Origin of the sequence: Micromonospora sp. NPDC002389 (assembly GCF_040296095.1) — a bacterium.
Classification (GTDB): Bacteria; Actinomycetota; Actinomycetes; order Mycobacteriales; family Micromonosporaceae; genus Micromonospora.
The window spans coordinates 145,407-158,247 of the sequence record NZ_JBEOWP010000004.1 but is presented as its reverse complement, the minus strand read 5'-3'; the positions used below and the strand labels follow the sequence as shown (position 1 = coordinate 158,247).

General features: G+C 73.8%; 14 protein-coding genes. 5 read left to right on the top strand and 9 right to left on the bottom strand.

Annotation, left to right across the window (positions count from 1 at the left end):
- Positions 1 to 12: 12 nt before the first annotated feature.
- Positions 13 to 969 (top strand): NAD(P)/FAD-dependent oxidoreductase, encoded by a 957-nt coding sequence (locus ABT008_RS09655; protein WP_350695159.1) that lies wholly within the window; start codon positions 13 to 15, stop codon positions 967 to 969.
- Positions 970 to 1,124: 155 nt separating this feature from the next.
- On the opposite strand, the gene ABT008_RS09650 is transcribed toward ABT008_RS09655, so the two are convergent.
- Positions 1,125 to 3,248 (bottom strand): ATP-binding SpoIIE family protein phosphatase, encoded by a 2,124-nt coding sequence (locus ABT008_RS09650; protein ID WP_350695158.1) that lies wholly within the window; start codon positions 3,246 to 3,248, stop codon positions 1,125 to 1,127.
- A 188-nt stretch (positions 3,249 to 3,436) separates the two neighbouring features.
- Here ABT008_RS09650 and ABT008_RS09645 point away from each other — a divergent pair, with 188 nt between their 5' ends.
- A complete protein-coding gene (locus tag ABT008_RS09645) occupies positions 3,437 to 4,303 on the top strand; it encodes a mechanosensitive ion channel family protein (RefSeq protein ID WP_350695156.1) in 867 nt (288 codons plus the stop codon).
- 51 nt (positions 4,304 to 4,354) lie between these two features.
- Here ABT008_RS09645 and ABT008_RS09640 read toward each other — a convergent pair whose 3' ends face one another.
- Positions 4,355 to 4,729, bottom strand: coding sequence for a DUF6401 family natural product biosynthesis protein (locus ABT008_RS09640; RefSeq protein WP_350695154.1), 375 nt, complete (start codon positions 4,727 to 4,729; stop codon positions 4,355 to 4,357).
- A gap of 141 nt (positions 4,730 to 4,870) precedes the next feature.
- On the opposite strand from ABT008_RS09640, the gene ABT008_RS09635 reads away from it, so the two are divergent.
- Positions 4,871 to 5,317, top strand: coding sequence for a hypothetical protein (locus ABT008_RS09635; protein ID WP_350695152.1), 447 nt, complete (start codon positions 4,871 to 4,873; stop codon positions 5,315 to 5,317).
- A gap of 40 nt (positions 5,318 to 5,357) precedes the next feature.
- On the opposite strand, the gene ABT008_RS09630 is transcribed toward ABT008_RS09635, so the two are convergent.
- The 5 genes from ABT008_RS09630 to ABT008_RS09610 form a co-directional block, all read right to left on the bottom strand.
- A complete protein-coding gene (locus tag ABT008_RS09630; RefSeq protein WP_350695151.1) occupies positions 5,358 to 5,714 on the bottom strand; it encodes a hypothetical protein in 357 nt (118 codons plus the stop codon).
- A gap of 26 nt (positions 5,715 to 5,740) precedes the next feature.
- Positions 5,741 to 5,998 (bottom strand): hypothetical protein, encoded by a 258-nt coding sequence (locus ABT008_RS09625; RefSeq protein WP_350695150.1) that lies wholly within the window; start codon positions 5,996 to 5,998, stop codon positions 5,741 to 5,743.
- Between the two features lie 140 nt (positions 5,999 to 6,138).
- Positions 6,139 to 6,600 carry an SRPBCC family protein gene (locus tag ABT008_RS09620; protein WP_350695149.1) on the bottom strand — a complete coding sequence of 154 codons (462 nt, stop codon included), beginning with the start codon at positions 6,598 to 6,600 and terminating at the stop codon, positions 6,139 to 6,141.
- 49 nt (positions 6,601 to 6,649) lie between these two features.
- Positions 6,650 to 7,066, bottom strand: a complete 417-nt coding sequence (locus tag ABT008_RS09615; protein ID WP_350695147.1) for a DUF2795 domain-containing protein — start codon at positions 7,064 to 7,066, stop codon at positions 6,650 to 6,652.
- A gap of 46 nt (positions 7,067 to 7,112) precedes the next feature.
- Positions 7,113 to 8,093: a YihY/virulence factor BrkB family protein gene (locus ABT008_RS09610; protein ID WP_350695145.1), complete on the bottom strand. Its 981-nt coding sequence runs from the start codon at positions 8,091 to 8,093 to the stop codon at positions 7,113 to 7,115.
- A 148-nt stretch (positions 8,094 to 8,241) separates the two neighbouring features.
- On the opposite strand from ABT008_RS09610, the gene ABT008_RS09605 reads away from it, so the two are divergent.
- Entirely contained in the window at positions 8,242 to 8,643 is a 402-nt protein-coding gene (locus ABT008_RS09605) for a ChaB family protein (RefSeq protein WP_350695144.1), read from the top strand.
- An 87-nt stretch (positions 8,644 to 8,730) separates the two neighbouring features.
- Here ABT008_RS09605 and ABT008_RS09600 read toward each other — a convergent pair whose 3' ends face one another.
- On the bottom strand, positions 8,731 to 10,164 hold the full coding sequence (locus ABT008_RS09600; protein WP_350695592.1) for an aldehyde dehydrogenase family protein: 1,434 nt from the start codon (positions 10,162 to 10,164) through the stop codon (positions 8,731 to 8,733).
- A 72-nt stretch (positions 10,165 to 10,236) separates the two neighbouring features.
- On the opposite strand from ABT008_RS09600, the gene ABT008_RS09595 reads away from it, so the two are divergent.
- On the top strand, positions 10,237 to 11,847 hold the full coding sequence (locus tag ABT008_RS09595; RefSeq protein WP_350695591.1) for a phytoene desaturase family protein: 1,611 nt from the start codon (positions 10,237 to 10,239) through the stop codon (positions 11,845 to 11,847).
- A 24-nt stretch (positions 11,848 to 11,871) separates the two neighbouring features.
- On the opposite strand, the gene ABT008_RS09590 is transcribed toward ABT008_RS09595, so the two are convergent.
- On the bottom strand, positions 11,872 to 12,639 hold the full coding sequence (locus tag ABT008_RS09590; protein ID WP_350695142.1) for a polyprenol monophosphomannose synthase: 768 nt from the start codon (positions 12,637 to 12,639) through the stop codon (positions 11,872 to 11,874).
- Positions 12,640 to 12,841: the final 202 nt, after the last annotated feature.

Sequence of the window (12,841 nt, the reverse complement as noted above, 5' to 3'; positions counted from 1 at the left end):
TACGATCACCGGATGGGACTGGATCGGGCGGGTGTCGTGGTGGTCGGTGCGGGTATCGCGGGCGTCGCCTGCGCCGGGGAACTGGCGCGGGCCGGCGTGCCGGTGGAGATCCGCGAACGCGGTCGGGTGGCCGGCGGGCGGATGGCCAGCAAACGCTTCGACGGCCGCCCCGCCGACCTGGGCGCCGCCTACCTGACGGTGAGCGATCCCGAGTTCGCCGAGGTGGTACGCGAATGGGAGGCCGCCGGCCTGGCCCGCGAGTGGACCGACACCTTCGTCTCCTACGACGGCACCGGGCGGCGTGAGGTCCCCGGGCCGATGCGCTGGGCCGCTCCCCGGGGACTGCGGTCACTCGTCGAGCACCTGGCCCGCGACCTGCCGGTGGTGGTGAACCGGCTGGTGCTCGGCGTCGAGGCCGGTCCGCTGGTGGACGGCACCGCGTGCGCGGCGGCGGTCCTGGCGATGCCGGGCCCGCAGGCGGCGCTGCTGCTCGACCCGGCCCTGGCCGCCGCCACCGAGGCGGCCGGGCGGCAGCGCTGGGCGCCGACGCTCTCCGCCGTGCTGCGCTTTCCGACCCGACGCTGGGCCGACTTCCGGGGCGCCTTCGTCAACGACCATCCGCTGCTCAGCCTGGTCTGCGACGACGGTGACCGGCGCGGTGACGGCGCGCCGGTGCTGGTCGCGCACACCACGCCGGAGTTCGCCGCCGGTCATCTGGCCCAGCCCACCGGCGCCGCGTCGGCCGTCGAGGCGGCCGTCCGCGACCTGTTCGCGCTGCCCGACCGGGCCGAGCACGTGCACGTGCACCGCTGGACGTACGCCCGGCCCACCTCCGACACCGACGCCGGGTTCCACCTGGACGGCGACGGGATCGGGCTGGCCGGGGACGCCTTCGGCGAGTCCCGGGTGCAGACCGCCTGGCGTTCCGGCCGCGACCTCGGCCGCGCCCTGGTCCAGCGCCTGACCTGACGCACGGTCCCGGTGACCAGCCGACGGTCGGAACGGCCAGCCCGGTCGGAACGGCCAGCCCGGTCGGAACGGCCAGCCCGGTCGGGATGGTCAGCCCGGTCAGCCCGGTCGGGAGCCGGCCCGGTCGGGACGGCCAGCCGCCGGGCGCGGGGTGGTCAGGCGGGCGGGAGCAGGATCTCGAACCAGACGGTCGAGCCGCGCACGGTGGGGTCGGTGCCCCAGGCGTCGCTCAGCTCCTCGATCAGGCCCAACCCCCGGCCCCGGCTGCTCAGCGTGTCGGTGCGGGCCCGGGTCACCGTGCCCCGGGACCCGGAGTCGGCCACCGAGACGAGCAGGCGCTCCGGGCTGAGGTCGATCTCGACCCGTGCCTCGGTGCCGGCGTGCAGCAGGGCGTTCGTGGTCAACTCGCTGGTGCAGAGCACCGCCGCGCCGATCACCGACTCGGCCACCCGCCACTCGGTGAGCAGCGCGGTCATCCAGTGCCGGACCCGGCTCGGCGCGGTCGGCTCGGCCGGCACCTCCATCCGGGCCGACCGGCTCGGCCGCAGCGCGTACTCGACGGCCAGGACGGCCACGTCGTCCTCGGTGGCACCGGGGACCGAGGCCGTGGCGGTGGCGCAGAGGGCTCTCGGGTCACCGCTGGGCGCGGCGGCCACCGACTCCGCCAGGCGGGCCAGGCCGTGCGACAGCCCCTGCCGTCGGCGCTCCACCACGCCGTCGCTGAACAGCAGCAGGGTGTCGCCGGGGGAGAACGCGACGGTGCCGGTGGCGGGGTGGTAGCCGATGCCCAGCGGCGCGCCGGTCGGCACGTCCACGTACTGGGCCCGTGGTTCGCCCCCGGGCCCGCAGCGCCGCACCAGCGGCGCCGGGTGGCCGGCGCTGGCCAGGGTGAGCTGCTCCCGCTCCACGTCGATCACGCCGAACGCCACGGTCACGAACAGCTCGTACGTGCCGGTCTCGGACCCGAGGCTGGTGACCAGCCGGTCCAGCCCGGCGAGCACCTGGTCGGGGCGCGGGTCGTTGAGCGCCAACGCCCGCAGCGCGGCCCGGACCTGTCCCATCCGGGCGGCGGCCTGCACGTCGTGCCCGGCCACGTCGCCGAGCACCACCCCCAGGTCGCCGGTGGGCAGCACGAACGCGTCATAGAAGTCGCCACCGGCAGCGTTGCCGTCGACACCCGGGTCGTAGCGGGCGGCGATCCGCAGCAGCGGCAGGCTGGGCAGGTTCTCCGGCAGCATGCTGCGCTGGAGCAGTTGGGCGGTGCCGTGCTGGGTCTCGAAGCGCCGGGCCCGCTCGGTCGCCTGCCCGACCAGCTCGGCCGACGCGGCCAGCAACGCCCGCTCCGGCGCGGTCCAGGCGTGCGGGGTGCGGTACCCGACGGTGAGCGCGCCGCGTACCCCGGAGGCGCGCAGCGGCACTGCCGCCAGAGCACGGACCCGCTGGTCGTGCCGGTCGGCGGCGGTGTCGCGCAGTGGCTCGCCGTCGTCGACGAACCGGGGCTGGCCGCTACCCGCGCTGAGCGCCGCCGGTGCCGGCCAGTCCGCCGGCCCGCGCCGCCACAGCGGGGGCAGCCGCTCGTCCGCCTCGTCCACCAGCTCGCCACGGACCCGGCGGACCAGCCGCCAGCCGCCCCCACCGCCGGCGTCGTCGACGGCGAACGAGACCCGGTCGGCGTCGAACGAGGTGAGCGCGTACCGCAGCGCCACCCGGGCCACGTCGTCGAGGGTCAGCGTGCCGGACAGCGCCGCGGCGAACTCGCTGAGCTCCTGCAACTGGCGGGTCGCCGGGTTGGTCTCGGCGACCACCGACAGCACCCCGGCGATCCGGCCCCCGCTGTCGCGGACGGTCGAGCAGGCCCAGATGTAGACGGACGGGTCGAGACCGTCGGAGTGCAGCGGGAGGGGTGCCTCCTTCTCCAGGAACGGCTCACCGGTGCGGTAGGTCTGCTCCACCACGTCACCGACGCCGGGCAGCCGCCACACCTGGTCGAAGACCTCGGCGGCGGGCCGACCCACGGCCTGCGGGTGCCGGTCACCGATCAGCTCGGCGTACGCGTCGTTGTAGAGCAGCAGCAACTCGTCGCCGAGGTACAGCGCCATCGGTGCGGGTGAGGCGAGCACCACCTCCACGGCGGCGCGGACCGCCGGGTCCCAGGACTCGCGGGTGCCCAGCACCGTCGCGCCCCACTCGTGGTGGCCGACGACGGTCGCGGCGCGCGGCATCGGCGCGCGGGGCGCCTGGCCTGCTGGCGTGGGGACTCGCCCGACCGTTCCTGGCATGACCGCAGCCTAGCCCGACCCCTCGACCCGTGTTTCCGATCATGCGCCCGGCGGTTCGGGTCGGGACATCAGGGCAGGTCAGAGCCGTTCTGTCGGGATGTGTCGGGAAAAAGCAGGTGACCTGCGCGGCGTGCCGTCCCGACGTTGGGGTAAGCGCGCGGGGCAGTCCATGCGACAGGAGGGACATCATGCCGGAAACCCTGGCGGCCAGGCAGGTCAACATCGGTGACGCTGTGGCCGACATGTGGAGGTCGGTGCTGCTGTTCGTACCGAGGGCCATCGCGTTCATCGCGATCCTGGTGGTCGGATGGCTCATCGCCAGAGCCGTGCTCAAGATCGTAGATGCGGTCCTGGAACGGGTGGGGTTCGATCGCGCGGTCGAACGGGGCGGCATCAAGCGCGCGCTCGAACGGACCAGGTACGACGCCAGTGACATCCTGGCGCGCCTGGCGTACTACGCCGTACTGCTGTTCACGCTTCAGTTCGCCTTCGGCGTCTGGGGTCCGAACGCGATCAGCAACCTGATCGGCGGCGTGGTGGCCTGGCTGCCCCGAGCCTTCGTGGCGATCGTGATCGTGGTGATCGCCGCGGCGATCGCCAACGCGGTACGGGACCTCGTCAGCGGGGCGCTGGGCGGTCTGTCGTACGGGCGGGTGCTGGCCGACCTGACGGCGGTCTTCATCATCGCGCTCGGCGTCATCGCGGCGCTGAACCAGGTGGGCATCGCCACCACCGTCACCACTCCGGTCCTGATCGCGGTGCTCGCCACGGTGGCCGGCATCCTGATCGTCGGCGTGGGCGGTGGTCTGGTCAAGCCCATGCAGAACCGCTGGGACGGCTGGCTCCACCGGATCGCGGAGGAGTCGCGGGCCGTCCGCGAACACCGGCAGGGCGCCCAGGCCGGACGCAGCGACATGCAGCGGCAGATGGCCGACCGGGCGGGCGCCGAGCGTTCCCAGGCGATGTCGAGGGGGCAGGAGTCCTCGATGTCCGGGGGGCGGGGTACGTACCAGTCCGGGACCTCGGGTGACGAGACCCAGCAGTTCGGTCGGTGACCGTACGTGTACCGGGACGGGTGTCCGCCACACGGCGGGCACCCGTTCACGTCACAGCGGAGGCGGCTGCGGAGCCGGGGTGTCCAGCGCGGCGGTCAGCGCGCAGACGGCGAGCAGACGCACCAGCGCCCAGTCCGCCTCGGCCCACTCGACCGGGGCGGCCGGCGGCTGCCAGCCGTGCTCGGCGGCGGCGGCCCGGAGCCCCTCGGCGTAACCGGCCAGGGCCGCGGCGGTCAGCGGGGTGAGGTCGCCGTGCAGGCTTTCCCGCACCGCGGCGGCGTGCTGGTCGACCACGGCGAGTAGCCCGGGCAGGGCTCCGGCGGCGGCCAGCCCGTCGAGACCCACGGTGGTGGCGAGCGCCATCAGGGCGGACCGGTTGTCCTCGACGGTGGTCCGGGTCCGAACCCGGTTCGACGGCACGCGCATGGGGAACGAATCTAGCCAACTCGGACCGGCGGCGACCTCGGCCGCTCGGCTGGTCAGGGGATCGGCCGGTCGTCGTCCCGGTAGCTCGGACCCGGACGCGCGAGGGCCCAAGCGGGCAGTGGCGGTAGCAGGGAGGCACGAATGGACACCACCGACGGCCCCGAGGAGCGGCACCGGCGCCCGGCCGGTGTGAGCGACGACACGGTGGAGGCGCTCGGCAAGCTCAGCGAGGCGCTGGAGTGCGTGGAGCGCGCCCGGGGCGAGCTCTACTCCATGCATCAGCGCATCGGCCACGCCGACCTGATGCTGGACGAGGCGGTCCGGATGTTCCGCGCGGCCGGCCACGGGACGATCGCCGACCGGATCGCCGACGAGCTGGTGGGCCGGAACGTGATCGCGGGTCGCTGGACGTTCCAGATCGTCGAGGACTTCGACGACGGGTACTACGCGCTCTTCCGCGACCTGGACCGGGCGGCCCGCGACGAGCTGGTCGGGGGCCGGCGGCACCTGTACGAGGCGGAGATGAAGGAGCGGCGTCGTACCCGTGGTCGAGCGGGTCACGAGGCCCGCCCGCAGGAAGCCGGGTGAGGCGGTTCGTCCGCCCGCCGGGATCCGGGTGTGGAGCGGGTTACTCCGTCGAGCGGGCGTCCGCCGGACGGCGGCGCGCGGTGTCGTCAGCGATGATCACCGTCGCCACCATCAGCGCGACGCAGAGGCTGAACAGCCAGGAGCTGTCCTCGGTGAACCTGGCGGAGACGGGCGCCTGAGCGGCGGCGAGCAGGAAGCCGAGCCATGCCAGGCGGCGTTGACGCGTGGTGAGGAAGCCGGAGCCCTGATGCATCCCGAAAGTCTTGCGCGCCGTCGCGGCGTTGCCGTCAGCCGAACGGCCGAATCTGTCCGACCCGTCCGAATCCCGATCCGTCCGGCTGACCCAATCACCGCCGATCATGAGCGTGTCCGCCCCGTAGAAGGCGATGCCGCGCACTGGTCGGCGGTGATCCGGTGGTGTTGTCAGAGCGTGTCCGGGCCGGTACGACCGGTGGTGGAGGGGCGGTGGGCGCGGTCCGGGTCGGTCGGCTCGCGACCCGTGCCGGGCACCTGCGTACCCCGGTCGGCGGCCTCCGGGCCGTGGCCGAACGCGGCCTCCTCACCGGCGTCGTTGCCGGTCACGTCGTCGGACTGCCCGTCGAGCGTGGACCGGGCGACCGCCCGGTCCAGTTCCTCCAACGGCAGCCGTTCCTCGTCACGCCACACCCTGTCGTCGCTCATACCCTCGCCCTACCCCCGCCGGCACCGGCCAAACGGCGCACCGGCGCGACCGCCGGCAACGGCAACGGCACCGGCGCGACCGCCGGCAATGGCGACGGCCGCCGGGTGAGCGGCGGCCGTGGCGGGAGGTACGGGAGGGATCAGGGCTGCGGTCGGTCGACGCTGCCTCGCCAGGCGCCGGTCTCCTGACCGCGTCGCTCAATGAACTGCTTGAAGCGTTGCAGGTCACCCTTTGCCCGGCGGTCCACCACGCCCAGCTTGTCGCCGGCCTGTTCGAGGACACCCTGCGGGTCGAACTCCAACTGGAGACTGACCCGGCTGGTCTGCTCGTCGAGCCGGTGGAAGGTGACCACCCCGGCGTGCTTGGTGCCGCCGGTCGAGCGCCAGGCGACCCGCTCGTCGGGGAGCTGCTCGGTGATCTCGGCGTCGAACTCGCGCTTGATCCCGGCGATCTCCACGGTCCAGTGGGTGAGCGTGTCGGAGAGCTGACGGACCTCCTCGACGCCCTCCATGAAGTGGGGGAACTCCTCGAACTGCGTCCACTGGTCGTACGCCGTCCGCACCGGGACGGACACGTCGACGTGCTCGGTTACGCCACTCATCAGGATCCTCTCCTGCGCCGGTGCGGGGGCTGGCCGCAGCAGGCCATCCTCACCAGCGCGTCGTCTCGTTCTTGTGGCCGAGCGCGGCCCAGACCTCGGACACCGTCTGATACCGGGTGCCCTCCGGCAGGCGCTCCAACTCGGCGAGCAGGTCCGCCGGCGCCTCGTTCTCCCGCGCGTTGGCGAGCAGGGCCGCCCGGTCCCCGGGCAGGGCGGTCATCGTGATGAACCGTCCCAACCGGCTGCGGGCCTCCACGTCCTCGGACGTCATGCCCTGCGGAGTGCCGCTGCGGGTCTCGCCGCCGACGACGGTGGTCGTCTCCGGCTGGTCCTCGCCCGCCGGCTCCGGCACCCGGAACTCGTCGACCCGTGAGCCACCGGTCCCCGGCCCCTGGACCAGGCCGTTGACCTCCTGCTCCATCTGCTCGTCGACTCTCGGTGCGTGCTTGCTGCTGCCGCGTTCCATGCCTTCTGCGCTACCCGGCGAGGTGGGCGGTAAACGCGGCACGGGGTCACGAAGGTGCCGGCGACCGGGGCGGCAGCACCGGCTCCTCGGCGTCGCTCGCGCCGGACTGGAGCACCCGTCCGCGCTGCAACTCGGCGTTGATCTGCACCCCGAGCAGCAGGGCGGAATTGGACACGTAGAGCCAGACCAGGAAGGCGATCACCGCGCCGAGGCTGCCGTAGGTGGTGTCGTACGAGCCGAAGTTGGCCACGTACAGGCCGAAGCCGAAGGAGCCCAACGCCCAGGTGACCAGCGCCACCACCCCGCCCGGGGTGAGCCACCGGAACCGGGGCTGGCGGACGTTCGGCGCCACCCAGAACAGCATCGACATCAGCAGCATCGCGATCATCGCCAGCACCGGCCACTTCACCACCGACCAGGCGGTACGGGCCGCGCCCCCGGCACCGACCAGGTCGCCGACCGCGTCGGCGACCGGGCCGCTGACGATCAGTCCGGTGGCCACCACGGCGAGCAGCACCAGCGACAGCGCCGCCAACCCGATCTGGATCGGCCGCAGCTTCCACACCGGCCGCCCCTCGGTCACCCCGTAGATGGTGTTCGAGGCGCGGGTGAACGAGGCGATGAAGTTGGAGGCGGACCAGAGCGCGCCGAGCAGACCGAAGCTCAGCAGCACCCCGGCCGAGCTGTTCTGCTCCACCACGCCCCGGACCACGCCGACGAAGTTCTCGTTGGCCACCACCGACCCCGCCCCGACGTCCCGGGCCAGGTCGAGCACGGTGTCGACGGTGCGTTCCCCGTCCGAGACCAGCCCGACCAGGGCCACCACCACGACGGTGGAGGGGAAGAGCGCGAGCACCCCGTAGTAGGTCAGCGCGGCGGCCCAGTCGGTGCAGTTGTCCTGCAGGTAGTTGCGGACGCTGCGGACCAGCACGCCGCGCCAGGTCGACCAGTGCAGTTGTCGGATCCGGCCGGGTAGCGCGGACACCGGCGGCTCGGCGGCCGGGGCGTCCGGGTTCGTCGTGGTCATCACCGCTCCCTGCTGGCGGCCGGCACCGGGTACGCCGGTGGCCCGGCCGGTACCCCCGTCCACGCGACGGCAAACCGGGCACCGGGGTTTACCACCGCTCGGCCAGGGAACGCCAGTCGGAATGGCCCGACCACGGAGGAGGATCGAGATGCCCGGGCGCGAGGTACTGCCCAGCACGCTGCGGCGCTCCCCGGAGAAGGCGCAGCGCACCTGGGAGAAGACGCACGATTCGGCCGTCGAGACGTACGGCGAGGGGGAGCGGGCGCACCGGACCGCCTTCGCCGCCGTCAAGCACGAGTTCGAGAAGGTGGGCGACCACTGGGAGCCGAAGGGCCGCAAGGGCCCGAGCGACCGGCAGGCCGCCGGGGGCGGCCCGGAACGGCGGGCACCCACCGCCGGCGGCGTGGATGCGAACGCCCCCAAGGAACACCTGATGGCCAGGGCCCGCGAACTGGACGTGCGGGGCCGGTCGAGCATGACCAAGCCGGAACTGGTCACCGCCATCCAGAAGGCCAACAACCGGCAGACCGCCAAGGCACGCGGCGACTGAGGCACGCGGCGACTGACCGGCGCACCGAGGGCCCCGACCCCGCCGTCACCGGCGCGGGTCGGGGCCCTCGGCGTACCGGCGCGGTCCTCACCAGTGCCCGCCGCCGGGCGCTTCGATGTGCACCGCCTTGGTGGCGGTGAACTCGTCCAGCAGCTCCGGCCCGTAGCCGAAGCCCTGGCCGCTGCCCCGACGCGGGTGGGCCGCCCCGGCCGGGGCACCGCCGAAGACCGCGTTCACCTTCACCGTGCCCACCGGCAGCTCCCGCCAGGCCCGCTGGGCGTGACTCATCGAACCGGTCAGCACGGTCGCGGCCAACCCGTACGGCGAGTCGGCGGCGCACCGCAGCGCCTCGCTGAACGAGTCGACCACCACCACCGGCGCGACCGGCCCGAACGTCTCCTCCCGCACCAGCGCCATGTCGTGCCGGCAGTTGTCCAGCACGGTGGCCGGATAGAAGGCGCCCGGCCCCTCCGGCAGCGTCCCGCCGATGCGGATCCGCGCCCCGTCGGCGACCGCTGCGGTCACCTGTCCGTGCACCTGGTCGCGGTGCCGCCGGTCGACCAGCGGACCCAGGTCGGTGGCCGGATCGCCACCCGGCCCGACGCGCAGCGCCGCCGCCCGCTCCACCAGCGCGGCGACGAAGTCCTCGGCCACGTCGCGGTGCGCGTAGACGCGTTCCACCGCGACGCAGATCTGTCCCGCGTTGGCGAACGCGCCGGTCGCGGCCTGCCCGGCGGCCCAGACCGGGTCCACGTCCGCGTCCACGATCAGCGGGTCGCTGCCGCCGTTCTCCAGCAGCACCTTGGCGCCGCTGCGGGCGGCTGCCGCGGCGACGGCCCGGCCGGTCAGGGTCGACCCGACGTGCGCCACCACGTCCACCTCGGCACCGGCGAGCGCCGCGCCGGTCTCCGCCCCGCCGGTCAGCAGCGAGAGCACGCCGACCGGCAGCGCCGAGTCGAACGCGCGGGCCAGCAGCCACCCGGTCGCCGGGGTGCGTTCGCTCGGCTTGTGCAGCACCACGTTGCCGGTGACGAGGGCGGCGCCGAGCAGCCCGCACGACACCGCCACCGGGTCGTTCCACGGCGTGAGGACGGCGACCACGCCGCGCGGCTGCGGTGTCATGAAGTCCAGGGCGTCGGGTCCGCCGTGCAGGGTCCGTCCACCCCGGGCCGTGGCGAGTTCGGCGTACTGCCGCAGGGTGGCGATGCCGGCCTCGACGCCGCCCCGGGCGTCGGCGAGCGGCTTGCCCATCTCGGCGGTGGTCGCCTCGGCCAGCTCGTCGGCGGCGGCGGCGACCGCGTCGGCGGCCCGGTGCAGCGCGGCGGCCCGGTCGGCCGGTGGTGTCGCCGCCCACTCGGCCGCCACGCCGCGCGCCGCCGCGACCGCCTTGCCGACCTCGTCGGCCGTGGCGACCGGCGCGCCGGTCACCGGGGTGCCGGTCGCCGGGTCGTGCACCACCAGGTCACCGGCCTCCCCGCCGGCTCCCCACACCCCACCGATGAGCTGCGCAACCGTGTACATGGCGCGCTGCATGCCCGGATGGTCGCCGGGCAAACGTTTCGCCCGGTTGCGCCCGGGTAGCGTCGGTGGATGATGCCGTCCGGTTCTCTCGGCACCGAAACGGCCGACGCGGTGGTCGTCGGCGCCGGCCACAACGGTCTGGTCGCCGCGAACCTGCTCGCCGACGCGGGCTGGGACGTGCTGGTGCTGGAGGCGACCGGTGCGCCGGGTGGCGCGGTGCGCTCGGCCGAGGTGACCGCCCCCGGCTACCTGAGCGACCTCTACAGCTCCTTCTATCCGTTGGGCTACGCCTCCCCGGTGCTGCGCGGGCTCGACCTGACCCGGTACGGACTGGCCTGGCGGCACGCCCCGGACGTGCTGGCCCACCTCTTCCCGGACGACCGGGCCGCCCTGCTCAACCGCGACCCCGAGGTCACGGCGGCGTCGCTGGAGGAGTTCGCGCCCGGCGACGGCGAGCGTTGGCTGGCCGCGTACGCCGAGTGGCAGCACATCGCCGACCCGATGCTGGACCTGATCACCACCCCGTTCCCGCCGGTCCGTCCCGGTCTGGACGTGCTGCGTCGGCTGCGTACCGGTGGCGCGTTGCGACTGGCCCGGCGGATGGTCCTGCCGGTGCGCCGCCTCGGCGAGGAGCTGTTCGCCGGTCCCGGCGGGCCGGCGCTGATGGCGGGCTGCGCGTTGCACACCGATCTGTCCACCGAGGACGCCGGCTCCGGCGTGTACGGCTGGCTGCTGGTCATGCTCGGCCAGCAGGTCGGCTGGCCGGTGCCGACCGGCGGGGCGCAGAAGATCACCGACGCGCTGGTGGCCCGGCTGACCGAGCGGGGCGGCCGAATCCGGCACGACGCCCGGGTGGACCGTGTCCTGGTGGCCCGGGGCCGGGCGATGGGCGTACGCACCGCCGACGGCGGGTTGTACCGGGCCCGCCGGGCGGTGCTGGCCGACGTGCCCGCACCCGCGCTCTATCTGGACCTGGTCGGCGCGGCGGCGCTGCCGCCGAGGCTGGTGGCGGACCTGGAGCACTTCCGCTGGGACGGTTCGACACTGAAGGTGGACTGGGCGCTGTCTGGCCCGGTGCCGTGGACCAATTCTCGGCTGGCCACCGTCGGCACCGTGCACCTTGGGGCGGATCTCGGCGGGCTGACCGGTTACGCCGCCACGCTCGCCCGAGGTGAGCTGCCCCGCGACCCGTTTCTGCTGGCCGGGCAGATGACGGTGGCCGACCCCAGCCACTCCCCGCCGGGCACCGAGTCGCTCTGGTCGTACACGCACCTGCCGTTCCGCCGGCACTGGCGCAGCGAGGACGTGATCGGTCACGTCGAGCGGATGGAGGCGGTGCTGGAGGCCGCCGCGCCCGGCTTCCGGAGTCTGGTGGTGGGCCGGCACGTGTTCGGGCCGGCCGATCTGGAGGAGGCCAACCCGAGTCTGGTCGGCGGTGCCCTCGGTGGTGGCACCGCCGCGCCCTATCAGCAACTGTTCCTACGCCCGGTGCCCGGACTGGGCCGCGCGGACACCCCGGTCGACCGGCTCTTCCTGGCCAGCGCGTCGGCGCATCCCGGCGGCGGGGTGCACGGGGCGCCGGGGGCGAACGCGGCCCGGGCCGCGCTGGCCCGGGACCGGATGCTCACCGGTGGTGTCTACCGCCGGGCCGTGGACACCGCACACCGGGCCGTGTACCGCTGACGCGGTCGGTCGCGGCGCGGTGGCTCAGCGCTCGATGCCGCGATGCCGGGTACGCAGCTTGAACGGCATCAACGCGCTCTCGATCTTGGTGGCGGTGGTCATCTTCGAGTCGCCGTCGCGCCGTTCCTCGAAGCGGATCGGCACCTCCAGGATGGTGTGCCCGAGCTTCGTGGCGAGGTAGTGCATCTCCACCTGGAAGCTGTAGCCGTTGGACTGCACCCGCTCCAGCCCGATGTCGCGCAGCGCGTCGGCCCGCCAGATCTTGAATCCGGCGGTGAGGTCCCGGATGCGGACCCGCAGCAGCGTGTGCACGTACAGGTTGGCCCAGCCGCTGAGCGCCCGCCGGTACAGCGGCCAGTTCTCGTCCAGCTCGCCACCGGGCACGTACCGGGAGCCGATCACCACACCCGCCTGGGTGGACAGCAGTGCGCCGAGCATCCCCGGCAGGGCTTCCGGCGGGTGGGACAGGTCGGCGTCCATCTGGGCCACGTACTCGGCCCCGCCGTCGAGGGCTCGGCTGATCCCGTCCACGTACGCCCGGCCGAGACCCTCCTTGCCCGGCCGGTGCACGACCTCGATCCGCTCCGGGTGCTCGATGGCCAGCTTGTCCGCCACCTCGCCGGTGCCGTCCGGGGAGTTGTCGTCCGCGACCAGCACCTTCAGGCCCGGCAACGGCAGGGCGAGCAGGCGCTCGACCAGCAGTGGCAGGTTGCCCGCCTCGTTGTAGGTAGGTACCACGACGGTCAGGCGCGCGTCCCCCCACGGCGTGGGTAACTGGACGGGTTCGATCATGGAGGACATCCTCGGTCTGCGGACAGGCTTCCCCGTGAGCGTAGCCACTTGTCCGTTGCAGGGGGAATCGGCTCCCCCTGCCCAGGTCAGTCCGGTGGCTTCTGCCGACGGGCGACTCGCTCCACGATCGCCACGAACAGGCCGTACCCAGGTGGGTGGCCCGGCTAACGGCAGCACGGGTTAGCTTCTCGGGGGCCGTGGG

Coding starts and splice junctions, on each gene's coding strand:
- ABT008_RS09655 (WP_350695159.1), top strand. CDS start 13: ATGGGACTGGATCGGGCGGGTGTCGTGGTGGTCGGTGCGGGTATCGCG.
- ABT008_RS09650 (WP_350695158.1), bottom strand. CDS start 3,248: ATGCCAGGAACGGTCGGGCGAGTCCCCACGCCAGCAGGCCAGGCGCCC.
- ABT008_RS09645 (WP_350695156.1), top strand. CDS start 3,437: ATGCCGGAAACCCTGGCGGCCAGGCAGGTCAACATCGGTGACGCTGTG.
- ABT008_RS09640 (WP_350695154.1), bottom strand. CDS start 4,729: ATGCGCGTGCCGTCGAACCGGGTTCGGACCCGGACCACCGTCGAGGAC.
- ABT008_RS09635 (WP_350695152.1), top strand. CDS start 4,871: ATGGACACCACCGACGGCCCCGAGGAGCGGCACCGGCGCCCGGCCGGT.
- ABT008_RS09625 (WP_350695150.1), bottom strand. CDS start 5,998: ATGAGCGACGACAGGGTGTGGCGTGACGAGGAACGGCTGCCGTTGGAG.
- ABT008_RS09620 (WP_350695149.1), bottom strand. CDS start 6,600: ATGAGTGGCGTAACCGAGCACGTCGACGTGTCCGTCCCGGTGCGGACG.
- ABT008_RS09615 (WP_350695147.1), bottom strand. CDS start 7,066: ATGGAACGCGGCAGCAGCAAGCACGCACCGAGAGTCGACGAGCAGATG.
- ABT008_RS09610 (WP_350695145.1), bottom strand. CDS start 8,093: ATGACCACGACGAACCCGGACGCCCCGGCCGCCGAGCCGCCGGTGTCC.
- ABT008_RS09605 (WP_350695144.1), top strand. CDS start 8,242: ATGCCCGGGCGCGAGGTACTGCCCAGCACGCTGCGGCGCTCCCCGGAG.
- ABT008_RS09600 (WP_350695592.1), bottom strand. CDS start 10,164: ATGTACACGGTTGCGCAGCTCATCGGTGGGGTGTGGGGAGCCGGCGGG.
- ABT008_RS09595 (WP_350695591.1), top strand. CDS start 10,237: ATGCCGTCCGGTTCTCTCGGCACCGAAACGGCCGACGCGGTGGTCGTC.
- ABT008_RS09590 (WP_350695142.1), bottom strand. CDS start 12,639: ATGATCGAACCCGTCCAGTTACCCACGCCGTGGGGGGACGCGCGCCTG.